Raw genomic sequence first — 22,498 nt, 5'->3', positions numbered from 1 at the left:
AATGATTTACATTTATACTCGTACTAGCCAAAATATACTAATGAGAATTTGTATTGCACAAACCAAAGCTAAAAAAGGAGATATCGCTTATAACATAGAGAATCATAAAAAATGGATTCGTATCGCTATCTCAGAAAAAGCAGATTGTATTTTCTTTCCAGAACTATCTCTTACCGGTTATGAACCAGATCTAGCACAAGAACTTGCCGGAGATCAGAATGATTCCAGGCTAACAGTTTTTCAAGAATTAAGTGATATGAATGCTATTGTCATAGGTGTTGGGTTCCCTATTCGTTCTGAAACAGGCATTTATATAGGGATGATCTGCATACAACCACATACTCCTAAACAGACTTATAAAAAACAATTATTGCACAGTGATGAACTCCCTTTCTTTATTCCGGGAGAAAAACAACTTATACTGACTATAAAAGGTGTAAGAGTAGCTCCTGCAATCTGCTTTGAGTCTTTGCAAACAAGTCACGCCATCAATGTAACTTCACTACATGCAGATATCTATATGGCTAGTGTTGCCAAATCGCAATCTGGACTAGAGAAAGCATATATTCATTATCCGACAATTGCTACTCAATATTCGATGCCTGTATTAATGGTTAATGCTATTGGACGTTGTGATACTTTTGATAGCGTAGGGCAAAGTGCTGTCTGGGACACTTATGGAAATAGAAAAGAAGAGCTAAGCAGTGATACGGAAGGACTTTTGATATTTGATACGAATACTCTGGAACTCATCAAAAAATAAAATTACCTCTTAAGACTATATAAAAGTACCAGTTGGTTGTAAGTAAAAGTAGTTGGAATACATTTAAGCGTGATCTGAAAAGGTTAACCAAGAAAACCAAACCCATGTCTTTGAAAGAACGTCTGGATAAAATTACCCAGGTGTGCAGAGGATGGGTCAACAATTATCGGTTGACCAATAGCTACACCAAACTTAAAAAGGTAGATGAGTGGCTACGCAACCGGCTACGATATTGTATTCGGCATGATTGGAAAAAGCCAGAGCGGAAACGCAAGAACCTGATTCGATTAGGAATCAAGTATGGACAAGCCTATGCTTGGAGTCGAACCCGAATGGGAGGTTGGGCAGTAGCTCAAAGTCCTATACTGGGTACTACCATTACCATATCCAGACTTAAAAGAAAAGGATATGTTCCTATGATAGCTTACTTAAATAAGCAGCAAACTTCGATTTGGTGAACCGCCGTATACGAGACCCGTACGTACGGTGGTGTGAGAGCCTCAACGCGGTAATTAATTACCGCGTCGGGCTACTCGATTAACAATAGTTCATTACTTTTAATAAGAAGTTATTTTAACTAATTTACCTTGTTTATTATATCTTTTCCAATCTCCTTTCTTTTCGTCATTTTTATAATTTCCAACTTCTTTTAACTGTTTATTATCGTAAAAATCTTTGAAGATACCTTCAAGTTTGCCATTTAAATAATTGTTAATAGTTTTTATACTACCATTCTTATAATAAGCTTTCCATTGTTGCTCAGCTTTACCATTTTTATATTCACCAACAAGTTCTAATGAGCCATTATAATAATAGACTTTTAAGATTCCATTTTTTTTACCGTCTTTAAACGTCTCTATAGATCTTAATTGACCATTTTCATGATATTTCTCTACTTTTCCATGTAATTTATCTTGATTGAAATAAAAACTTTCTGATACGCTTCCATCTCTGTGATAGACTTTCCACTTAGCTTCTTTCTTTCCATCTTTAAAATTTCCAATTCTCTTTAACTGTCCAGATTCATAATACCACTCCCAAGCTCCATTGTATTTATTATTTTTATACATTCCAATTGAATTTAAATTTCCACTCTCATAATAGTATGACTTCCATTTATCTTCTTTTTTACCATTTAAGTATTTTCCAACCTCATTTAATTGTCCGCTTTCATGATAAAATTTCCATTCTCCTTCTCTATGACCATTTTTATAATTTCCAATTTCTTTTATTTTACCATCTTCATAATAGACTTCCCACTCACCATTTTGTTTACCATTTAGGTAAGCTCCAACCTCATTTAATTGTCCGTTTTCATGATGAAATTTCCATTCTCCTTCTCTATGACCATTTTTATAATTAACCTTATATTGAATTTTGCCATTAGAGTGATATGACATCCATTTCCCCTCTTTATTCCCTTTATGATATTTTCCTGTTTCATATAATTGACCATTTTCATGATATGATGTCCATTTTCCCTCTTCATTTCCTTTATCATATTTTCTAGTTTTATACAATTGACCATTAAAGTAGTATGATGTCCATTCATTTTGTCTTCTGTCATTTAAATATTCTCCAATTTCATCCACATTACCATTAGAGTAATATGACATCCATTTTCCCTCTTTATTCCCTTTATGATATTTTCCTGTTTCATATAATTGACCATTTTCATGATATGACTTATATCCTCCGTTTCTTTTCTTATTTTGATATGTTATTAGCTCTTTTAGTTTTCCGTTGTTAAAAAATGTTTTTTCAACTTCTTGACATGATATTGTTAAAGCGAAAAAAAATGTTAAAATAGTTAATTTGAGTTTCATGTATTTTATTGTTAATATTTTAGCTAAACTGCGTTTTAATGCAGTTTAGGTGGTGTTGTGTGTTGCTTTGATTCATATTTTTTGCACCAAAAGAAATTCTAAGAATTCAGAAAAACTAGGGCATAATAGTTCATAATTCTTGAGGCTTCCTTCGCTATTTGTTTTTTTTACAAAAATTCCACATTTGACACTTTTGCTATTAAAATAAAAATCAATTTGTTCTTCTTCTTTGGGCCTTATTAAATGTCCAATAAGCATGTATCCATTATCATCTACTAATGGTTCTTCTGGAAATTCATTATTTAAAAATGTTATCGTTTTTCCAGAATCAAACCCAAAGAGAGTTAGGTCTCCATCTGTTAATGGGTTAAAATAGGATAGAGCTGAAAATCTTTTTAAATAGTCGATATAATCAGAATCTTGAGTGAGGAAATTGTTTTCCCGAATAAAATCATCCAATTCTTTTTGTTCTGAATCAGCCGATTTGTAGAAGTTTCCGATTAATACTTCTGGAAATTCCTTTTCAAACTTCAAAATAAACTCATCAAATTTCATTTTATGTACTTAGTCTTTTAGTTACACACAACGGGAGTCTGCGCACAAACTCCATTTTGTTTCAAAACTAGTTAATATTTATCATTTTTAGGTTCTCTAAGAAGGTTCAGTTTAATATAGTTTGCATTTTCAGAGGTTTCGGTTTTAATGGAAAAGCGGTCAAATTAACGTAAAATGACTCCCATTTTCTTAAAAAATAGAGATCAAGCTCTTTTAGCTTGTTTTTTAAGGTATTTAGTGAAAAAATGGACATAAGTCTCCTTAGATTATAACAAATCATCATTAAGTTGACCTCAGAAAGTACATTTTCTTTGCCTTTCATGATTGTATATGTAAATCCCCATTGCCGTTTTAATGTACCAAATTGATGTTCGGTAATTTGTTGTCTTAACTTATAATATTCAGGATTTGATGCTACTCTTTTTTGATTTTCTTCAAGTGCTTCTTGATAGATTGACCTTTCAATGAATCGACCGTTTTTGTTTTTGGTACATTTATCTCTTAACTCGCAACTTTTGCAGGCTTGTCTGTTTTTATAATGTTTGACTTTATGCTTGTTTTTATTGTAAATAGTACCATTTGTTTTTAAGAGTTGATTTGCCGGACACCTATAGAGATCTTGTTGTTTATCGTATTGAAATATTTGCATATCAAACAAGCCATTGTTTTGAGAAGAATGAGCCTTTGGTGAAGAAAAAGTAGTGATGTTGTTTTTTATGCAAATTTCAATATACTTACCAGTGGTATACCCTTTATCGGTTAATACCTTCATTCCTTCTACTTTTAATAGTTCTTTAGCATCTAGAGTCATTGGAGAAAGAGCATGTGTATCATTAACTCTTCCCGTGTCATTATTAATAAATAGTTTGTGTTTGCTATCACAACCTGCTTGCACGCAATAGCCTACGTTTATAATGTTTTGTGAAGAATCACGCTCTTGGCATCAGCATCGGTTAAGCTAATTTGAGTTTGGTTACTTTCATGGAGTTGTTTTTCAATTTGTTTATAATTGACTTTCTTAGATTTTTGATACTCTATTTTTGAACGCACCTCTTCTTGCTTATCAGTATTATCCTCGGCATCTAACAGCTTTTGATATTCTTCAATTTTATCATCAATGTACTTTATATGCCTGTCGATCTTCTTTTGATTAAAATTGTTTTTAGAGGCGTTTTGAGCCCTGATTTTAAAGGAGTCAATGGCAATAGTTTCTCCATCAATCAAACTCATATCTTTGAGTAAAACTACAAAATATCTAAAAGCTTGTTTAAATGCTTTGGCATTGTTTTTTCTAAAATAAGCAATTTTACGAGCAGATGGTTTTAGCCCTTTAATTAACCAAATTACTTCCAAGTTAACCTCACAAGCATGCGCTAGTTTCTTTTTGCATACCACAAAACTAGAGCCTAAATAAAAATCATACAAGATGTGATTTGCCGAACGGTTACATATAAAAAAGGAGGGAATCCCTCCTTTTTATATATTATTTATACATCAAATCGACATCGGTTCTTCTTAATCCGCCTTTTTTTCTTCTTTTGGAGCAGCCAGTTTTACCAGCTTTTCTTCACTCTTTTTAAGACTCGTCTTCACCTTGGTTACTTTTTCCTCATGTTTTTTAACACGTGCTTCAACCTGGGCTACCTTTGCCATTTTTTTGTTGTATTCTTCTTCTGTAATTTCACCCGCTTCCTTTTGAGTAGCCAGACGCTCCCGGGTTTTCTGAATCTTATCTTTCCCTTTAGCACTTTGTGCTTCTAAAAAAGCTAATTTTTCTTTCTTCCCATCAATACTACTCTGTACTACTTTTGCTTTTTCATTCTTAAATGCAACCCGCTTTTCTTTTATTTTTTCTCTTTTTTCTTTGGTCACTTCTTTGTATTCTGAGAGTTTTGCTTTCAACTCAGGATTAGCCGCTATATAAGCCTTTTTTTCTTCTGGAGACATCCCTTTCATTTTTTCTTTATGCTCTCCTAAAATTGCTTTTCTTCCTTCTCTCAGTTCTTTTTTTGCCTCTTTTATCTCTTCTTTTTTCGCCTTAAGCTCTTCTTTCTTAGCTTTTATTTCTTCTTTTTTTTCTTGCCCTTTTTTATGTTGTTCTTTTACTTTTTCTTTCTGTTTTTGAACTTTTTCTTTTTTAGCTTTAATTGCTTTTTCCGGTTTTTGAGCATAAATAGTTCCAACAAATGTTGTTAATAGTACTATAAGGAAATATTTTGACAGTTTCATACGTATTGTTTATAGGTTATCTAGTTCATTAATGGCATTATCAATCTCTTGCGTTTCTTTCTCCAGGGATTCTAGTTCCTGATTTACCTGATCCGCTTCTTGGTTAATGGTCTCGATTTGCTGATTTAACTCTGCAGCCTTCTTTTTTTCTTCCTCTGCTTTCTTGTCTACACAAGCAACAAAAAGGAAACTCATGGCTAATAGTGTGAAAAGTGTTTTTCTCATAATAAAAAATATTCATAGATTGAGTCATTAAGATACTCATTTTTAAAATTATACAACCAATGAACGTTTAATTTTATTCCTAAAAATCGTTATAAGTACCAATCATACCGATATTCGATAACAACAGATAATACATTTACTCATTAATAAGGTTGTAAATGTTTTAGAACTTATTTCGAAAATATAAGTGATCTCCTTCAGAATATTCATAGAGTTGCCCCAAGAGTGTTTCTTCCTTTCACTTAAAATTTTGACATGATAAATCTTCTTAAGAATAAGTAACCTTTTAGGACTTTTGTATACATACATATAAACATTTATAATTTTATACCTGCGAATGACCCATTTTATATTCATTAGTATCATTGTTGCTGCTGGGAGTTATTTTATTTTTCGCCCTAAAAAAAAGATCAAATGGGTGCTTCCTGAAACGGCGTTTCCGGATGCATGGAGAAAGATATTAATCGAATACGTTTCTTTTTATTCCTCATTATCTCCCAGTGAACAGCAGCGATTCGAATATAAAGTTCAGGAATTTTTATTAAACTGTCAGATTATAGGAGTTCGTACCTCAATTGATACCACCGATAAAGTATTGGTAGCCTCCAGTGCTATTATTCCTATTTTTGGTTTTGATGACTGGAGATATCCTAATATCGATGAAGTTTTGATATACCCCACTGCTTTTTCCAGAGACTTTGCTACCGAAGGAAGTGGTAGAAATATTCTGGGAATGGTCGGTACCGGTTATATGGAAGGGAAAATGATTCTATCTCAGGAAGCATTAAAACACGGGTTCAAAAACGAATCAGATAAAAAGAATACCGCAATTCATGAATTTGTTCATTTAATTGATAAGACAGATGGGATAATTGATGGAATCCCTTCTCTGTTACTGGAAAAACAATATTCAATTCCCTGGATAGACCTCATTACTAAAAAAATCGACGAAATCTATGAAGGTACGTCCGATATCAACCCTTATGGAGGAACCAACCGGGCAGAGTTTTTCTCCGTAGCAAGTGAGTATTTTTTTGAAAGACCTAAATTATTATCAAAAAAACATCCTGATTTATACCGTTTATTAGAACAAGTATTTAATCAGGATATGAGTACCCGGAATCTGAATAAAAAAAAGGTAAAAACCGGTCGCAATAGTGATTGCCCCTGTAATAGTGGAAAGAAGTTTAAGAAATGTTGTGGAATGTATACTTCTTTTTAATTATAACTATTAATAATAAATACTTTATTTAGATTTTCATAGAGTCAGATTAACTAACTCTATGAAATGTAAAAACTATTTTAACTTCTTTCCTTCTGCTCTGTCCTTTCGCTTTCTTTTTTGTCACGTGATAAAATGCCATAGCCAAGTCCTATTCCTAACCACGGCTTATGTTTATATACCCATTTATCTCCTAACTCACCCGATAAAAAATCTACTCCTGAAAACACTCCTATCTGAAAATCTTTTTTTTCAAATACAATATTAAAACTAGGTGTAAATGCAGATACTTTTGTATTCGTAGAGACAAACCCTTTGGTTGATTGTTCATCAACTTCTACACTTGTTATACTGGCTCCTGCTAAAAAATTAAGACTAAAATCCTTTTTCTTCCCTATCCTTAATTTATACCCTGCTGACAAACCAATATTCACATCGCCTCTAAAATCAAAATAATTTTCTCTTCTATCCTCTTTATCTCGAGAACTAAATCTTAATTTTATTGGAACTGTAATTGTTCCAAATGTAAAACTATGTCTAGGAGTATCATATTTAATTTCAGTATTCGGTTCAAAACTATTCTTAGGCAGAAAGAAAAACTTTCTTGACTTATCATCTTTATATACTAACCTAGCATTAATTCCTTCATCTTTTTTAACTTTTCTATATTTTAGAACATGTATAACATAGTTTCCATTAGCTAATATTCGCTCTATTACAAACTCCGTATTCTTTTCTAATACTTCTTTTTTTCTATTACGAGTTCCTAATGCATCACATTCTTCTAATTCCATTCCAAATGTAAACTTATATACTTTGTCTTCTTGTGAAAAAGAAGTCACAGAAATCAAAAGTATAATACTTAATAAGACCATTTTTGTTTTCATGTTGTGTTGATTTAAATTGATTAATAACAATCACAAATCAATGAAAACAAACCATATACTTTTTATTTTTGTCCTGAGTGACATAAACCCTTACATGAACGACATAATACATAAACTGATTTATTCAGTTAAAACTACCCTCCATGATTCAAAATATCTTTCAATTGTTGTTTATAGGTTCTGGATAAGTTTAACCACACACCATTATCTAACATAAGCTTGGTAGAGTTGATGATTTTTATTCTATATATATTCACTATATAAGATTTATGAACTCTTATGAAGGAAGAAGAAGGTAATTGTTTTAATACTTCAGTTAGTGAGTTTCTATCAATCTCTGGATTTTTTTTGTGCTCTGTATAATATTCGACATAATGCCCATCCGATTTTATATATAGAATCTCTATGCTATTTAGAACTGCTTTGCTCTTTAAATGAATTAACTCGTTGATTTGAGATTTTTCATTTTTATTATATTGACTTTTTAGAGTATCTAATTTTTCTTGTAATACTCCAACTTCCGTTTTTAATTTTTGTAGTAAGAGTTTCTCACTCTTTAATGTCTTAAAAATAAAATAAACCCAAACAATAATTTCTAAACTAAGGCTTAAATAATATATATTGACCAGTATCCAATCTATTACAATATGATTACTATATGGAAAGATATAATTAGCATTAACAAAAGTAATTACGGTGTGTATAATAAATACCAAAGGCAGGTAAAAAGGTATTTTTTTTCTAAAAGCCAGATATGTATGAATTACAATCAAAAGAATAGAGAGTAGAGAAATTGACTTCCAAACATATAAAAAAAGAGACCTCAACCCTCCAAAAAATAATTTGATTCCATATAAACTTAAGAATATTCCAAAGACAATAGCTGCTACTATAAAAGTCTTTTTTATCCAACGAGGGTAACTAAACTGATTGTAAAAAAAGGCAAAAAACAGACATAAAAACAATGCACTGGATGCATTACTCATACTTCTTACATTTCTCAATAAAAAATAACTATCAGTCCATATATACGATTGCCCTATCCCATGAACTGCCAGATAATCCATAGCGAGAAACAATACATAAAAAGTATAAAAAAGAACATATCTCTTTCCTGTATATCTAACTATATATACTGATAGAAAAACAATCAATAAAATAAAGAAAATAAATACCGCGTGAATACTAAATGATTTTATCAAATAGCTAAAAAACTGTTTCTCACTTTTTAATAAACTTGAGATTCTTGTTCTTCCTCCTGTCTCATGTACCTTTATATATACCTGTATTTCTCCGTGCTTAGGAATAGGAATTTTCCAGGTAGGAAAATTAGAGAACCTATGGTTTTTCTTTATATTTTGATAACTATGTGTATGCAATTCTGTTACTTTATCCTTGGTCAGAAGAAAAACAGTTCCTTTATATAAATAAGCATGCCTAAGAATAAAATAATATAATAGATCATTCTGGGTATTATTTCGTATAGTGCAGCGCATCCAGAGTGTTTCTACCTTCATTGGTAAGTAATAATATAATCTGTCAGGAATAGTAAATTCAGCGTGTTCTAAACGTTTCCGATCAAACTCTTGATTTCCTTTTTCTACATAAAATGATAGCCTCCTAAATATATTAATGGTATCAGCAGCATTATTAATTTCTATAAAAGTTTGGTCTGCTTGCTGTTTTCCGAACATATTGGTAGTTCCAACGAATAACGTTCCTAAAAATAGGTACCATTTAAAAAGCTCTCTTAAAAACAAATCACAGTTTTTTCTCTTATCAAAAAAATCATATAATAATCTAGCGGGAAATCTAAATAATACGTTCGTATTCAAATGCGGAATTGGTTAATAAATTAGTTTAACTAATTTACAATTAAATTCTTACAAAAGAACGGATAAAAAACTACTCCTTGTCTGTTTTTACAAAATGTTTAAAATCAAAAAAACACTGAAATACAAGCATATAAAAACAAAATGACGGGTGAATGACGGGTAAAATTCCATATAAAGACGGTATAGAATAGCGAACTAAAAAGTAGTTTTGCTCGGAACAATTAACAAAAAACGAACAGCAAAATTATTATTTGTTGTAAGAGGTAAAATTTCTGAATACTGATTCGTATTCGTACTTTTAAAAATGAATTCTACTATCATATGGATTCATCGGTAAGCGATTCATCCCACACTGAGTCTCAAAAAATTGATATCTCAGTAATTCCTCGCACTTATACCGTCAGTGACAAGAGTAAAAATAATAGCCTCTGAGTAAAAAAACAAGGCGACAAATGGAACAACCAGCATTAGGAAAAAAAATATCCGAATTAAGAAAATCAAAAGGATTAACTCAGGAAGAGTTGGTCGAAAAATGTAATATTAGTGTCAGAACGATCCAGCGAATAGAAAATGGAGAGGTCACTCCCCGATCCTATACCGTAAAAGCTATTTTAGCCGCTTTAGAACAGGATATGAGTACTTTTGTTGAAAATTTCACAAAAAATGCCAAAGACACAATTGGTATTTCATCTCCCTTGCAAGAAAGGAATACACTCCTTCATACTCCTATTTCTGATCATCAGACCAAACAATTACATATCGCCTGGTTTGCCGGTATCGTCTATTTTATCTGTTCCTTCTTTGAGGTAACTGCAGAATATATGACCTTTGACGGAAGTCAATCCTTGCTTGGAACGACCTTCTATATTCTTATAAAAATAATCTTACTCATTTCTCTATTACTTTTTATACGTGGTTTTATTGTTATAGGAGAATTATTTAATCATCAATGGTTAAAAACAATTAGCTATATCTATGCCGGATGTACTATCTGTCTAATCGGGTATGAAATGCTAACCGTATATCACCCTTCAGAATTGGATAAAGTCACCTATGTTGCTGCTGCAATCATTTTTGGAGGAATCAAAATTTTCTTTGGAGCTTCTCTTCTCAAACTTCAAAATGACATTAGTAGCATTGCCAAATACGCAGGAATTTTGGAGATAATAGCTGGAGTTCTCTTAATGACGGTTATTTTATTTTTTATTGCAGATATCATCCTTATGTTTGCAGAGATTATAGAGATCCTATTAATCTATCTTGTCATCAAAAAAAAGGAAAAATCTGATATAAACTTATGAGATTTTTTATAAGAAATGGATATTACTTCCAGGGCAAGTCTTAAAATATTTATATCTGGGCAATCAGGTAATAAAAACTAATTATAGATACAGAAAGGGAAGGGAATATATTTGTTATCTTAATAACAACTCAAAGCAACACACTTACAATCAATCATTTTCCCTTTTCTTTCTGTTATAAACTCTTTCTATTTTTAGTAAACAAAATTGAGAAAACATTCTTCTGAAATACAGTACCTCAATCTAATCTTTAGTATATATCCAGATAATCTGATTATTCTTTACTGTCTAAGGTAAGTTTAGTATATAAAAGCTTCCTTATTAGTCGATAACTTTTTTATCTTCGTAACTAATTGTAGTAACAAATCATTCTAAGTATTCCTTGGAAATACATCAATGTAAAAGAACTACTCCTATGTAACTATTCTGGGGTTCAAAAAAGATAATTTTAATTCGGGAGCGACTTCGAAATATGTAAACCCCAATGATTAAACACTTATAATGAGCATCTTCAAAAAATTGTTTGGAAAAAATGCATCAAAAGATCGTATTCCTGATCAGGATACAGAATTTCGACAGGTGCTAAAGAAAGATTTCAAAAATGTTAACGAGCTACTGGAACAGCATGCCGGGCTATCCTATGAAAAACAAACTATTTTTAATGATCTTACCGGAGGAAGTGCCTGGAACATCGACATGAATACAGCATCCATTTCCTTTGGTTCTCTTAGCTATCCAATTCAGGTAATCGGTTCTTTATCATTTAATGATTATTCCTGGATGTGGGGATGGGCTAATACAAAAAGTGGGATTCCTCAGCACCTTTTGACAAATGCATTACAATTACAACGATTTGGAGAACAACACCAATTAGAAGAATTCACTAAAGGACATTTTTATGCAGAGGAAGGGTTCGAACATACTATGGGACTGATCGCTAGTGGGCTCTCAAATGCCAATGCATATTTTTGTGCAAATTACGGACAGGGAACAATGGTGGTTACAATACAAAGCCCTGATATTCCTTCTGTAGATACAAATGCACTGGAAAAAATGATAACTGTATTCCCACAACTTATTAGTGCCATGGATATACATCATAAAAATGCGCTTCTCCATTATATGATAGATAAAGAAATTCCTGTCAAAATAAGTGACACAAAAATAGAAGGTCAGAAAAACGGGAAATATATAAATGCTGAATTTGATGAAATGGGAAGAATGCTGAAAATTGACGGAACTCTATAATCTAACATGACAAAAACTTCTTTTTTTGGAAGAAATTATTACGTTTTTAATTTACTCAGGTATTAGCGTTACGCTATTTTTAGTATTACTCTTAAGTAGAAAATGGAAGAACGGAGCTCCTCCCAAAGTACTTAGTTATTTCCTTATTAGTTACCTGATCTTATTTCTCACACTCAGCAGTTCTTATCTAGAAAATGATACTATTTCCTTCTTTATTTTCCCCATAGGAATTGTGATTCCTTTTGCTATGGGAACATTGTTATTTTTCTATATCAAAGCAATCTATTATCATAAATTAGTTAGCGCAAAAGTTATTTTAGGTCATCTTATCCCCTTTTTTCTAGCCATACTCCTATGTAGTATTCCTGCGTATCTTATGAACAATATGGGACAAAATATTAAATACAATATTTCTTATAGTATCCCATGCATCGGTCTTATCCATTTTGGTTTTTATATTTTCAAAAGTTACAAGCTTCTCCGAGAATCCAGATCGGAAGTAAAACAATACTACGCATCACTTTATAAAAATGATTTGAAATGGTTAGCTATTTGGGTAAAAGGGTTTTTTCTTTTTTTTATCATTGATCTTATCTCTGGGCTACTTATCAGTATTTTTACCTCTTCATTGGAATTCGTTATTTACTTTCAGATTTTATACCTCGTTTCTCTGATATGGTATTTAGGCTACTACGGCATCCACCAAACTACAGTATTTCTTCCTTCTTCTATACTGTCAGAAGAAGATACTTCTCCCCCTTCTTCTACCTCTATCGTACATATCGATTGCCAATCCGAAGAGTTAATACTAGCACGAAAAAAATTAGAAACAATATTTACTGATCAGGAATTGTTCAAAAAACAAGATTTGTCACTTCGAGAAACTGCTGTCACTCTAGAATTATCTAATAAAAAATTATCCCATATATTAAATGAATGCCTGCAAACTAATTTTTATGAATATGTCAATACACACCGAGTACGGTACTTTTGTAAAAAAGTCAAGGAAGGAGATGCTGAAAAATTAACTCTTCTGGCTATAGCATATGAAGCAGGCTTTAATTCTAAAGCTACATTTAACCGAGTTTTCAAAAAACAAACCGGAATGACTCCTATTCAATTCAAAAAACAAGTGTAGAAAGGTCTCACTGCTTTCCATGAGACGACTCAGCTGTTGTTTATCAGTTTATTTGCACATCGTAAAACTGAAAAACAACTTATTTATGAGTACGACAACTGTTCAAAAACAGCAGGCATTTCAAAAAGGAAAAACGTACATTTTCTGGTTACTATTAATCTCCTGGGGAGGTGGCTTTGCTTCATTGGCTGCTATTGAATCAGATAACCTTATTGCTACATCTGTCATTCATTTTATCTACGGAATCCTACCTGCAACCATCGCCTTTATCTTTACTAAAAAAGGAAAAGAAAAATGGAAACAACTAAAATTTTTCAAACCAAAATTAAAAAATGTCTTTCTGGCTTTTCTAATACCTATTCTTTATTTTGGGGGTATAACCTGGGTACAAATTGCACTGGATGCCAAAAGCTCCCCCGATTGGTCTACTGTTAATCCTCTATTAGTCATCATTGGATACCCTGTTACCGTCTTTCTGGTACTGGGAGAAGAAATTGGCTGGAGAGGTTATTTACAACAACATTTATTTGATGCACTTGGGGCTCTAAAAGGTTCGTTATCTCTGGGGCTTGTATGGGGATTATGGCATTTGCCCATCGCTCTGAATGGCTTTGTCTTCCCAGAACATCCCTACACAGAAGCTTTTATTATATTTCCTTTAGCTGCAATCTGTCAATCCATACTTATTGCTTATCTGGGGTATAACAAATATTCCATCTTTATAGGAGCCATTCTCCACGCAAGTAATAATCATTTTGGTAGTCTTTTTGTATTAATTCCCGAAACGAATAACGAATCTCTTAGTATCACGATCTATGTAATTTTTTATCTCTTTCTTATCGGTGTGTTTGGATATCTCTTATACAAAAAGACCCAGCAGAAAAAGGCTAAAACCCCGATACCAGCTTCCATAAATTAATAATTACTTAACCTTAAAAACAGGTATATTTTTAATTTTGGAAAAAATTTAATAATTTATAACGAGAAAACAATATTCAATACTTCCTGGTTGCATATAACTAACGAATGTATTCAATACACTATATCGTGACAAACCAGAGGCATCTGTCCAGAAACAGTTTTTGATTTTGAGCAGATGCCTTTCGGTAGTTCCTTTTAATGTGTAGACTATCAAGCTTAAACACAAGGAATCATTATCTAAAAATACGTTTTTAATTTCCTAGTTTCCTTTGAAGTAATAAAATATTGGATTGTCTAGAAATTCAACGATACTAATCTCTTTTTTTAAAATAATGAAAAATGTACAACTAATAACCTCCCCTCAAGTAGCAGCTGTTTTTGATGCCTATCCCGATAACATTCGTCCGAAAATTGAGAATCTGCGAAACCTTATCTTGGAAACTGCTAATGAATTAACAATGATTACACAACTGGAAGAAACCCTAAAGTGGGGGGAACCTAGTTATATAACCAAAACAGGAAGTACCATTCGGATAAACTGGAAAGCAAAAAAACCAGATCAGTATGCCATGTATTTTCAATGTACCAGTAAACTCGTTCCTACCTTCAAGCTGGTGTATAAAAATACATTTTCGTTTGAAGGAAATCGAGCACTTGTTTTTGCTCTTCATACTCCTATTCCTGTAACCGCATTAAAAAAATGTATCGGAGCTGCTCTTACCTATCACAAAGTAAAACAGCTGCCTTTATTAGGTATGTAAAATTTTACTTTCTATGAAAATTTTCTATGCTTTAGGGATAGATTCATCCCAGAACCTGTTTAAGAATCGTTAAACTTTTCTTATAAGTTCTTCGCTTCTCCATCAATATGTATCTTTATCAATCATATTAAATAATACATTATTCAATGGGGAATAAAATACTCTTACTAATAACGATTCTAAGTACTTGCTTTGTTTTTGCACAGCAAAAAGATACTGATCTTAAAACGCATCAACGAAAGACTATCCAATCTGATATATTAAACGAAGCAAGAGAGTTTCAAGTATATCTCCCACCTAGCTACTATTTTAACAATCAAGGGAGTTTTCCTGTTATATATCTTATGGATGGGGACTATAATTATGGATATGTTACCAACCTTGTAGAATTATTATCCAGTGTCAGCGGAAAAATTCCTGAGTTTATTGTAGTGGGAATTGCCGATAAAGGAAAGCTTCGTTACAGAGCCAATTGTACTCCTGCTTCAGTTTCCGGAAAAAATGGAAATGCAACCAATTTTATGCAGTTTATTGAAAAAGAATTACAACCCTATATTCATAACAACTACAGAGCATCAACATACGATATTCTTATCGGTCAATCAATAGGGGGGTTATTCGTTACTAATTACCTATTGGAACGCCCTGAAACGTTTAATACCTACATTGCTATTGACCCGGCATTGTGGCTTGGCAACTATGAAATTATCAATCGCGCGGACAAACATTTTGAAAGCACAAAAAAACTAGATGCTTCCTATTTTGTCTCGCTGGCAGATACAAAACAGATGGGAGTACGACAGATGGTAGGAATACTAGACAAGCATTTTCCTACAGAAAAGAATTGGCATTTTATGCATTTCGAAAATGAAAATCACAATTCAGTAGGACTTTTAACAATTAAACAAACACTAGAACAACTATTCAAGAACTGGGAAATCACCAGATCACAGTTTTATACCTTCAAAAGTGCTCAGGAAATCATTGATCATTATCATCAATTATCTACAGATTTTGATACTTCTTTTTCCATTCCTTCCTATTTTCTAGGCAATGTAATTTATTATTACTTTAATCATAAGAAAGAGCAAGATCTATCAATCCTGGAGAATGAGATTACTAATAAATTACCTGGATCACTTGAGGATTTCTATATACAATTAGCGACCAACTATCTGGAAACTAAGCAGTATAAAAAGGCATTGGAAATCTATCAAAAACGCATCAAACAAAACCCTACTTCGTATGCATCTTATGAAGGTATTTCTAAAGTATATCTGGCACAAGGAAAACAAAAAGAAGCCTTGGAAATGAGTAAAAAATCAATAGAAATAGCAAAAAAGGGAGATGCCAGACAATGGATGCTTAATGAACTTATGGCTAATACAGTACAAATAAAGAATTCTAAAAAATAAGGTTATATCAGAGATTCTCTCTGATTACATTGTATTAAGTACAAAAAACACTCCTGAACAAGCCTTTTTGAAAGAACTTGTTCAGGAGTTAATCAGCAGATTGTCAATAAAAACAAAATATAAACTCCATTCGTCGTTTCGGAACAACTTGAAGAGTTGTATGTTTGGATCTCTAAAAAGAATGTCGAATCGTACGACCGTTTAACTGCTGTTCATTCCTGTAATTATGCAAAGGCATTAACTTTTGTAATGCTACTACTTGCGCTACTGATATAGTAATTGGTTCTTCCATAATGTACCACTGTACTCCTTCTGTACAAGGAGGAGTTGTCAAGGATCCTGTATAATGATAATAATTGGTTTGTTGTGGCAAAGCACTATTGATGTCAAATGAAGTATCTATTTCTTTTCGTTCTCCCTCTCTTACTGGCAGGTAGTTTTCTAAAAATTCAAAAGCAGGACTACTTTCTCCCTCTTTTACCATAACAGCAATCACTGCATAGGCTCCTTCTTCACTCCTATGGACAAAGTGAATCACCATAGGATATCTGATTCCCTGAATCGTATGCTCTGCAGGTTCGTGAAAATGAAATTGTAATAGTTCATACCTGATTGTACCTATCTGTATATAATCTCCTTTTTCAAAATCATATTGAATAGAATGCCCATTGTTTACTACCGCATCAATATCCGTATCATCATCATAATGAAACTCGATTGGTTGTAAACTGCTATCATCGATTGCTGCTACAATATTTATTGGAGATTGGTATCGTCCTCCACAATCAGCTCCTTTCTCTACTTCTTCCCAATGTTCAGGACTTGTTTCTCCATGGTAGCTCCAATACTTATTTTTGGATGTATGGCTTCTTTTTTTGGAAGAAGATGTATCTATGTGGCAGCATCCTTTGCCCAGGAGACTTCCTAATATTATAAAAAAAATAATGGTATTTTTCATCTGTTTTATTTGTGATTATTACGACCATAGAGAGTTGACCGAATACGCGTTCTGTTAGCTATCAATATCATCTTCTATGGACTGTTTATGAATAAATATGAATTGACTTTGGAGAGTCCCTCCCTAACACCTTCTTATCCAGCATCCCCTTACATTTATTATTATCAAATATGAATGTATTGTCTTTATAAAAAGAGGTCATGTCTGTAAACAATGTGTCTTATTTCTCAGAATAATAGCATGTACACATATTCTTTATCAAACATGATAAGACAAAAGATAGGAGGTAATATTTATTAATGAGGTGTAATTTTTAAACAGCAATAAATAAGATATAAGCTATCAGTATTATAAAAAATATCTGAAAAAACTGAGAAAGACCTTCTTATTCTTATATGATTAGTTCCTTTACAAAGGGTAGCTACAAAAGAATTGGTATCACTATCTTCTTTCGTATCTGTATTGCTCTCTGCATTACTATAGACATTACTTGATAAAAGATAATCTATTGATTCCTTACCTTCTTTATTTTCTACCGTTGTCAATAGGGGATCAGAAACTGAAGAAGCTGCTGATAGTTCTTGTACTGATAAGGATATCAGCAAAAACAGAAAAAAAGTCTTACAAAGATAATATGATTTAATGCAGCATAATTTCATTACAGAATACAAAGGTAAACGGATCTCCTGAAGAGCATTCACATTTTTCCATATTTTAACACTGTATTTAACACCTCATAACAATATTGATATTCAATATATTACAGGTTTTTCACAACTCTGTTACGAGTTTCTTCCATAAATTGTCTTTAAATTTTCTGGAGAAATAGCCCGTATGCCCTATTTTCTGTACTCCCATTTCTGCCGGGATTATTCGTTGTATTTGTATCTGTGCATTTTTATAATACTTTAATAACTTAGTCGCTGTAGTTTGATTAGCTAAAGGATCATCTGCCACCTGAATAGATAATAATGGGATTTTTATTTTATCAAAAAATAAAGATTGGTTAGTGTCTCTAAAATCATCTTCAAAATAGGTTGGATTAGTACACCATTTTCTCCATTCCAACGCCACTCCTCTAGGCAGGTTTTCTCCTTGTTTTACTTTTCTGGCATTAACATACCCGAATATTTTTGTGTGAACCGGAATCATTATATACCAAAAAAAAGCCGGAAGCCATTTATACGGACTATCCATATCTTTCCAATACCCTGTAGAAGATGCAATTAAAACCAACTGATCAATTTGATCACAATTTTTCATCAATCCGATCATCTGTCCCCCCATACTATGCGCTACAATAATTTTTTTATCCTCAGGAAAATGAGTCAATACCCAATTAAAAACTGCTGTCATATCTAACATCCCCCAGTCTCGGATTGTAGCTTTGAATCCTTTTAAAGATGCCGGAGCAGACTCAGCAATTCCTCTATAGTCAAATGTAAGAGTTGCATAACCTTTTTCTGTAAGGTAGGAGGCGAAATTCGCATATAATTGTTGAGGAATTCCTGTGCCACTATGTATCTGAACAATTCCTTTTCGATCACGTGTAGGAACCCTTAAGATTGCAGACAGTTCATAACCATCCTCTGCTATAATTATTATTGATTGTTCTTCTATCATACCAATCTGGTATTAAATACTAGTTACCAAATGCTATTTCATAAATATACATAGAAAAAAGCTATGCATAAGTCCCCCAACCTAATACATAGCTTTTAATAGAGAAAACAATACTTGAATAGTATAATTTCTGGGTATTAGAGTAATCGTTTAAAAATATATCTGGTGATAAAAATTCCACGTCCGTCTTGCTCTCCCGCATCACTTTCTACAGCACTCACTACAAAGGCTAAATCCCATCCTTTTGCTACCATATCAGTAATTTTAGAAGAAATAACCGCATCATTTGCTGCTATATTCTGAAATCGAATTCCTCCCAGATTGTAGAAATTAAGAAGTTTGGTTTCTTCAAAATCCTTAACTCTTATGTTCTTTCTTTTAGAGGTATTTCTACCATTATCTTCTTTGGTTCTGCTAGAAGTAAATTCTTGGAAATCCCGTTCTTCATTAGAAGAAATTAAGCGGGAACGACCTAATCCATTTTCTACAATAGATTCTATACTCGTTATTACTTTCACCTCATACTTTGGTGCATTTTCCTGTGCCTGGCTTTGTGTAGCTATAAACAAGCTGATAATTGCAATTAAAATTCCATTTTTCATAATATTCTATCTAATTTTTAATACAATAAATATGATAGATTGACATTCCCCACTAGAATATCTCCCTATCTATTTAGATGTCGATAGAAATATCATCTCCCCCTATTTTAATTTCAAAAAAAATAAAACTAAAAAAAAACTCCTTACTTTATAAAGCAAGGAGTTGTTTATCTTAGACACTGTACTAACATAAATTTAGTATTCCCACTGTCGTTTTTTATTTAATTCTTCTTGTGCTGCAATTTCTTCTTTTGGAATTACTTTTAAAAACGAAGGATGTTGTTCTATAGCGTATTCCAGTTTTTCTACAATCTCATCTATCGATTCATTATCATAATCGATATCCAGTGGTTCTTTGATAACCATTGATTGTAGAATACCTCTTTTCTTTATTCGTATTCCTTTTTTATCAAAAGATCTTCTGAATCCGTCAATAACAATCGGAATTACTATTGGTTTATACCGTTTAATGATATGAGCTGTTCCTTTTCGGATGGGTTTAAAGGGTTTGGTTGTTCCCTGCGGAAAAGTAATTACCCATCCATCCTCTAATGCGTGGGATATATTGGTAATATCACTCATTTTTACCTGTCGGTTAATGTCTTTTCCTTTTTCTCTCCAGGTGCGTTCTACAGTTATTGCTCCTGCATATGCTAATATCCTGGCTAGCAATCCATCTCTCATCGTTTCTTTTGCTGCTACATAATACAGGTTTAGTTTGGGTTGCCAAAGATATCCTACATTTTTAATAGAGTCTACACGTCCGCTTAAACTTGCATTAAAAACATGAAACATCGCTACTACATCTGCAAAATAGGTTTGATGGTTCGACACAAACAATACATTATTATCACGAAGGTTTTTAATCACTTCGCTTCCTTCTATTTGTAGTTCGTTAAACCCCCGATAACGTCTGTGCGTTATCGTTCCCATTATGCGGATCAGCCATTTCTTTAGAAACAAAATATGTCCAAAACGATTTCTTTTAAAGAATTTCATAAATCTAGTGGGTCTTATAAAAATCGGTCAAAGATACAAAATCATTATACTATAGCCCGCTTTAAAAGCATTTTAAGCTCACTCAACATCATTGCAGTTGCTCCCCAGACATCATAACTGTTTAATTCAAAGATCGGTACTTCTATATTCGTAGCATAAGAAGTAGTTAATTTTTTACTGTTTACATTTTTTTCGTCGAGTAATTCTGTCAGTGGTACCTCGATAATCTCTTCTACTTCTTCTTCCTGAGCAATAAAGTCTGGGCGATGATCGATTGTTCCCATATAAGGATGCACCCAGAAATTAGACGGCGGGATATATACTTTGGTCATTTTTTTTAGCATACGAACACCTGCCGTATGTACTCCTACTTCTTCATTAGTTTCCCGTAGCGCTGTCGCTAGATAATCCTTGTCACCCAATTCTGCCTTGCCTCCCGGCAGTGCGATCTGCCCGGAATGTACTCCTTCATATGTGGGACGTAAAATCAAAACTAAATGCATATGGTTATTTTTGGGGTATAGCAACATCATAACCGCTGCATTTCTAGGATTCTTACTTTCTATATGGATACTTTTTAATGCTCTTTCTCTGTCTCCTGGGGTCATAAGTCTGTGAGAAACTTCTCCCGGCACTGACATTTTCTGTATTTTTGGGACTAACTTATTAAATGTATCAAATGTCATTCGTTAGAATCTTTTATATAATTAGCTGTGCAACTGTATTCTTCTTGTCTAGTTGTGAAGATAAACAATCTAAACAGAAAATACCTCCTATTAAAAATATAAAAAAAACTACCACTTCTTCTAAATCTGCAACTGATACGGCCTCTTCTACTCCTAAAGAAGAAAAGAAAGAAGACATCGAAGCTTTCAGGCTATCTAATGACAACCTCCATGCTTTTTTTGAAGATTACGGTAAAAAGCATCCAGAATCACTGGTGAAGGTGACAACTAAGTTTGGAGATATCCATATAAAACTCTACAAAGAAACCCCACTACACAGAGCTAACTTTATCTATCTGGTCAAGGAAAAATATTTTGATGAAACCTTTTTTTACCGAGTAGCTAAAGGATTTGTTATCCAAGGTGGGAACAGTGACCGTCAACAAATGGCTCAAAGACGCTTTGAAATTGGGGATTATACCTTACCTCAGGAGCCTATTAAACAATTAAAACATGTTCGCGGTGCTGTAGCCCTGTCTAAACAATGGGTTGATAACCCGTCAAACCGTTCTACCCCATTTGAATTTTTTATCGTAGCTGCCAGAAAAGGAGCTCCTCATCTTGATGGAGAGCATACCATCTTTGGGAAAGTTATCAAGGGGATGTCTGTGGTGGATAAAATCTCTAATGTTCCAGTTGACGGCAGTGAATGGCCAATAGAAAATATTTTTATTAAAGCCACTGTAATTAAATAGTATTCTTCTTAAATCGCTATGTAAGCACTTTTATTTTCCTGGATGTAACCTATTCATCATGTTCTATCGGATCAATTCTTAATTGCTTAAACCTCCATACATATTCATTCGTCTTAGGGTTTTTCTCTGGGATAGCATTTGTTATCCGCTCTAATGTGAATGACACCATGACATTTTCATCATATTTATGTAAGACACCTTCATTATCATATAGAACTAAATCTTGTGGAGTAAATGAATTTGGTAGATAACATGAATTTTTATCTTCTTTTCCAAAATGAAAAGGAAGATGCTCTATAAAAGTACCATCTGGAGCGCTGAATATTAGGTTGAGAGGTGCTCCAATTCTTCTTGTAATATTAGCATTTGAAACAGATGCTCTGCCTATAAGTGCAATACGCTTACCATCACTCGATGTTTTCTTTCTTAACTCTTTATAGGTTTCAATAGTTATAATTTTTCCTTTCTCTCCAGATCCTTGAAATACATCTCCTCCGTTTTGAAAAAGAAAAAACAGGACTACTGCTATACCCCCTCCTATGTATTGTATGGTTTTGCTAATTTTCATAA

Annotated in this window: 25 protein-coding genes; 10 read left to right on the top strand and 15 right to left on the bottom strand. The window is 32.8% G+C overall.

The window, feature by feature from the left end; genetic code table 11:
• Positions 1-40: 40 nt before the first annotated feature.
• Together ACFSTE_RS04460 and ACFSTE_RS04455 are read left to right on the top strand one after the other, a co-directional pair.
• Positions 41-763, top strand: a complete 723-nt coding sequence (locus ACFSTE_RS04460) for a carbon-nitrogen hydrolase family protein (protein ID WP_378255847.1) — start codon at positions 41-43, stop codon at positions 761-763.
• A gap of 32 nt (positions 764-795) precedes the next feature.
• The gene (locus ACFSTE_RS04455) at positions 796-1,221 is read left to right on the top strand and encodes a group II intron maturase-specific domain-containing protein (protein ID WP_378255848.1); all 426 of its coding nucleotides are present in this window, start codon (positions 796-798) and stop codon (positions 1,219-1,221) included.
• A gap of 99 nt (positions 1,222-1,320) precedes the next feature.
• On the opposite strand, the gene ACFSTE_RS04450 is transcribed toward ACFSTE_RS04455, so the two are convergent.
• The 6 genes from ACFSTE_RS04450 to ACFSTE_RS04425 all read right to left on the bottom strand — a co-directional run bounded on the left by ACFSTE_RS04450 (position 1,321) and on the right by ACFSTE_RS04425 (position 5,598).
• Positions 1,321-2,589, bottom strand: coding sequence for a toxin-antitoxin system YwqK family antitoxin (locus ACFSTE_RS04450; RefSeq protein WP_378255850.1), 1,269 nt, complete (start codon positions 2,587-2,589; stop codon positions 1,321-1,323).
• Positions 2,590-2,661: 72 nt separating this feature from the next.
• Entirely contained in the window at positions 2,662-3,144 is a 483-nt protein-coding gene (locus ACFSTE_RS04445) for a hypothetical protein (RefSeq protein WP_378297985.1), read from the bottom strand.
• Between the two features lie 106 nt (positions 3,145-3,250).
• A complete protein-coding gene (locus ACFSTE_RS04440) occupies positions 3,251-4,039 on the bottom strand; it encodes a transposase (protein WP_378255854.1) in 789 nt (262 codons plus the stop codon).
• Positions 4,040-4,053: 14 nt separating this feature from the next.
• On the bottom strand, positions 4,054-4,569 hold the full coding sequence (locus tag ACFSTE_RS04435) for a transposase (RefSeq protein ID WP_378297983.1): 516 nt from the start codon (positions 4,567-4,569) through the stop codon (positions 4,054-4,056).
• Positions 4,570-4,659: 90 nt separating this feature from the next.
• Positions 4,660-5,373 carry a hypothetical protein gene (locus tag ACFSTE_RS04430; protein ID WP_378255857.1) on the bottom strand — a complete coding sequence of 238 codons (714 nt, stop codon included), beginning with the start codon at positions 5,371-5,373 and terminating at the stop codon, positions 4,660-4,662.
• A 9-nt stretch (positions 5,374-5,382) separates the two neighbouring features.
• Entirely contained in the window at positions 5,383-5,598 is a 216-nt protein-coding gene (locus tag ACFSTE_RS04425) for a hypothetical protein (RefSeq protein WP_378255859.1), read from the bottom strand.
• 337 nt (positions 5,599-5,935) lie between these two features.
• On the opposite strand from ACFSTE_RS04425, the gene ACFSTE_RS04420 reads away from it, so the two are divergent.
• The gene (locus tag ACFSTE_RS04420; RefSeq protein ID WP_378255861.1) at positions 5,936-6,820 is read left to right on the top strand and encodes a M90 family metallopeptidase; all 885 of its coding nucleotides are present in this window, start codon (positions 5,936-5,938) and stop codon (positions 6,818-6,820) included.
• Between the two features lie 80 nt (positions 6,821-6,900).
• Here the strand turns inward: ACFSTE_RS04420 and ACFSTE_RS04415 are convergent, their stop codons facing one another.
• Both ACFSTE_RS04415 and ACFSTE_RS04410 read right to left on the bottom strand, forming a co-directional pair.
• A complete protein-coding gene (locus ACFSTE_RS04415; protein ID WP_378255863.1) occupies positions 6,901-7,707 on the bottom strand; it encodes a hypothetical protein in 807 nt (268 codons plus the stop codon).
• A 134-nt stretch (positions 7,708-7,841) separates the two neighbouring features.
• On the bottom strand, positions 7,842-9,542 hold the full coding sequence (locus ACFSTE_RS04410; RefSeq protein WP_378255865.1) for a LytR/AlgR family response regulator transcription factor: 1,701 nt from the start codon (positions 9,540-9,542) through the stop codon (positions 7,842-7,844).
• A 452-nt stretch (positions 9,543-9,994) separates the two neighbouring features.
• Between ACFSTE_RS04410 and ACFSTE_RS04405 the strand changes: the two genes are divergently transcribed.
• The 6 genes from ACFSTE_RS04405 (at position 9,995) to ACFSTE_RS04380 (ending at position 16,326) form a co-directional block, all read left to right on the top strand.
• Entirely contained in the window at positions 9,995-10,843 is an 849-nt protein-coding gene (locus tag ACFSTE_RS04405) for a helix-turn-helix domain-containing protein (RefSeq protein ID WP_378255867.1), read from the top strand.
• A 501-nt stretch (positions 10,844-11,344) separates the two neighbouring features.
• The gene (locus ACFSTE_RS04400) at positions 11,345-12,091 is read left to right on the top strand and encodes a DUF6882 domain-containing protein (protein ID WP_378255869.1); all 747 of its coding nucleotides are present in this window, start codon (positions 11,345-11,347) and stop codon (positions 12,089-12,091) included.
• A gap of 25 nt (positions 12,092-12,116) precedes the next feature.
• On the top strand, positions 12,117-13,229 hold the full coding sequence (locus ACFSTE_RS04395; protein ID WP_378255871.1) for a helix-turn-helix domain-containing protein: 1,113 nt from the start codon (positions 12,117-12,119) through the stop codon (positions 13,227-13,229).
• Positions 13,230-13,314: 85 nt separating this feature from the next.
• On the top strand, positions 13,315-14,148 hold the full coding sequence (locus tag ACFSTE_RS04390) for a CPBP family intramembrane glutamic endopeptidase (protein WP_176029577.1): 834 nt from the start codon (positions 13,315-13,317) through the stop codon (positions 14,146-14,148).
• 334 nt (positions 14,149-14,482) lie between these two features.
• Positions 14,483-14,911, top strand: coding sequence for a DUF1801 domain-containing protein (locus ACFSTE_RS04385; RefSeq protein ID WP_176029576.1), 429 nt, complete (start codon positions 14,483-14,485; stop codon positions 14,909-14,911).
• 146 nt (positions 14,912-15,057) lie between these two features.
• On the top strand, positions 15,058-16,326 hold the full coding sequence (locus ACFSTE_RS04380; RefSeq protein ID WP_378255875.1) for an alpha/beta hydrolase-fold protein: 1,269 nt from the start codon (positions 15,058-15,060) through the stop codon (positions 16,324-16,326).
• Between the two features lie 172 nt (positions 16,327-16,498).
• On the opposite strand, the gene ACFSTE_RS04375 is transcribed toward ACFSTE_RS04380, so the two are convergent.
• The 6 genes from ACFSTE_RS04375 to ACFSTE_RS04350 form a co-directional block, all read right to left on the bottom strand.
• Complete coding sequence (locus tag ACFSTE_RS04375) at positions 16,499-17,284, bottom strand: carbonic anhydrase (protein WP_378255877.1); 786 nt, start codon at positions 17,282-17,284, stop codon at positions 16,499-16,501.
• A 296-nt stretch (positions 17,285-17,580) separates the two neighbouring features.
• Entirely contained in the window at positions 17,581-17,889 is a 309-nt protein-coding gene (locus ACFSTE_RS04370) for a hypothetical protein (protein ID WP_378297981.1), read from the bottom strand.
• A gap of 166 nt (positions 17,890-18,055) precedes the next feature.
• Entirely contained in the window at positions 18,056-18,907 is an 852-nt protein-coding gene (locus ACFSTE_RS04365) for an alpha/beta hydrolase family protein (RefSeq protein WP_176029572.1), read from the bottom strand.
• A gap of 137 nt (positions 18,908-19,044) precedes the next feature.
• Positions 19,045-19,509 (bottom strand): hypothetical protein, encoded by a 465-nt coding sequence (locus ACFSTE_RS04360; protein WP_378255881.1) that lies wholly within the window; start codon positions 19,507-19,509, stop codon positions 19,045-19,047.
• Positions 19,510-19,704: 195 nt separating this feature from the next.
• Positions 19,705-20,508 (bottom strand): lysophospholipid acyltransferase family protein, encoded by an 804-nt coding sequence (locus ACFSTE_RS04355; RefSeq protein ID WP_176029570.1) that lies wholly within the window; start codon positions 20,506-20,508, stop codon positions 19,705-19,707.
• 44 nt (positions 20,509-20,552) lie between these two features.
• Positions 20,553-21,194 carry an NUDIX hydrolase gene (locus tag ACFSTE_RS04350; RefSeq protein WP_176029569.1) on the bottom strand — a complete coding sequence of 214 codons (642 nt, stop codon included), beginning with the start codon at positions 21,192-21,194 and terminating at the stop codon, positions 20,553-20,555.
• On the opposite strand from ACFSTE_RS04350, the gene ACFSTE_RS04345 reads away from it, so the two are divergent.
• Positions 21,188-21,928, top strand: a complete 741-nt coding sequence (locus ACFSTE_RS04345) for a peptidylprolyl isomerase (RefSeq protein ID WP_378255884.1) — start codon at positions 21,188-21,190, stop codon at positions 21,926-21,928. The genes ACFSTE_RS04350 and ACFSTE_RS04345 overlap by 7 nt on opposite strands.
• 49 nt (positions 21,929-21,977) lie before the next feature.
• Here ACFSTE_RS04345 and ACFSTE_RS04340 read toward each other — a convergent pair whose 3' ends face one another.
• Positions 21,978-22,496, bottom strand: coding sequence for a hypothetical protein (locus ACFSTE_RS04340; protein ID WP_176029567.1), 519 nt, complete (start codon positions 22,494-22,496; stop codon positions 21,978-21,980).
• Positions 22,497-22,498 lie beyond the last annotated feature (2 nt).

The organism is Aquimarina hainanensis, assembly GCF_042684685.1.
GTDB lineage: Bacteria > Bacteroidota > Bacteroidia > Flavobacteriales > Flavobacteriaceae > Aquimarina > Aquimarina hainanensis.
This window is presented reverse-complemented; position numbering and strand designations above follow the sequence as displayed.

Coding starts and splice junctions, on each gene's coding strand:
- ACFSTE_RS04345 (WP_378255884.1), top strand. CDS start 21,188: ATGTCATTCGTTAGAATCTTTTATATAATTAGCTGTGCAACTGTATTC.
- ACFSTE_RS04430 (WP_378255857.1), bottom strand. CDS start 5,373: ATGAAACTGTCAAAATATTTCCTTATAGTACTATTAACAACATTTGTT.
- ACFSTE_RS04355 (WP_176029570.1), bottom strand. CDS start 20,508: ATGAAATTCTTTAAAAGAAATCGTTTTGGACATATTTTGTTTCTAAAG.
- ACFSTE_RS04365 (WP_176029572.1), bottom strand. CDS start 18,907: ATGATAGAAGAACAATCAATAATAATTATAGCAGAGGATGGTTATGAA.
- ACFSTE_RS04425 (WP_378255859.1), bottom strand. CDS start 5,598: ATGAGAAAAACACTTTTCACACTATTAGCCATGAGTTTCCTTTTTGTT.
- ACFSTE_RS04350 (WP_176029569.1), bottom strand. CDS start 21,194: ATGACATTTGATACATTTAATAAGTTAGTCCCAAAAATACAGAAAATG.
- ACFSTE_RS04415 (WP_378255863.1), bottom strand. CDS start 7,707: ATGAAAACAAAAATGGTCTTATTAAGTATTATACTTTTGATTTCTGTG.
- ACFSTE_RS04450 (WP_378255850.1), bottom strand. CDS start 2,589: ATGAAACTCAAATTAACTATTTTAACATTTTTTTTCGCTTTAACAATA.
- ACFSTE_RS04405 (WP_378255867.1), top strand. CDS start 9,995: ATGGAACAACCAGCATTAGGAAAAAAAATATCCGAATTAAGAAAATCA.
- ACFSTE_RS04360 (WP_378255881.1), bottom strand. CDS start 19,509: ATGAAAAATGGAATTTTAATTGCAATTATCAGCTTGTTTATAGCTACA.
- ACFSTE_RS04385 (WP_176029576.1), top strand. CDS start 14,483: ATGAAAAATGTACAACTAATAACCTCCCCTCAAGTAGCAGCTGTTTTT.
- ACFSTE_RS04390 (WP_176029577.1), top strand. CDS start 13,315: ATGAGTACGACAACTGTTCAAAAACAGCAGGCATTTCAAAAAGGAAAA.
- ACFSTE_RS04340 (WP_176029567.1), bottom strand. CDS start 22,496: ATGAAAATTAGCAAAACCATACAATACATAGGAGGGGGTATAGCAGTA.
- ACFSTE_RS04460 (WP_378255847.1), top strand. CDS start 41: ATGAGAATTTGTATTGCACAAACCAAAGCTAAAAAAGGAGATATCGCT.
- ACFSTE_RS04420 (WP_378255861.1), top strand. CDS start 5,936: ATGACCCATTTTATATTCATTAGTATCATTGTTGCTGCTGGGAGTTAT.
- ACFSTE_RS04445 (WP_378297985.1), bottom strand. CDS start 3,144: ATGAAATTTGATGAGTTTATTTTGAAGTTTGAAAAGGAATTTCCAGAA.
- ACFSTE_RS04400 (WP_378255869.1), top strand. CDS start 11,345: ATGAGCATCTTCAAAAAATTGTTTGGAAAAAATGCATCAAAAGATCGT.
- ACFSTE_RS04380 (WP_378255875.1), top strand. CDS start 15,058: ATGGGGAATAAAATACTCTTACTAATAACGATTCTAAGTACTTGCTTT.
- ACFSTE_RS04375 (WP_378255877.1), bottom strand. CDS start 17,284: ATGAAAAATACCATTATTTTTTTTATAATATTAGGAAGTCTCCTGGGC.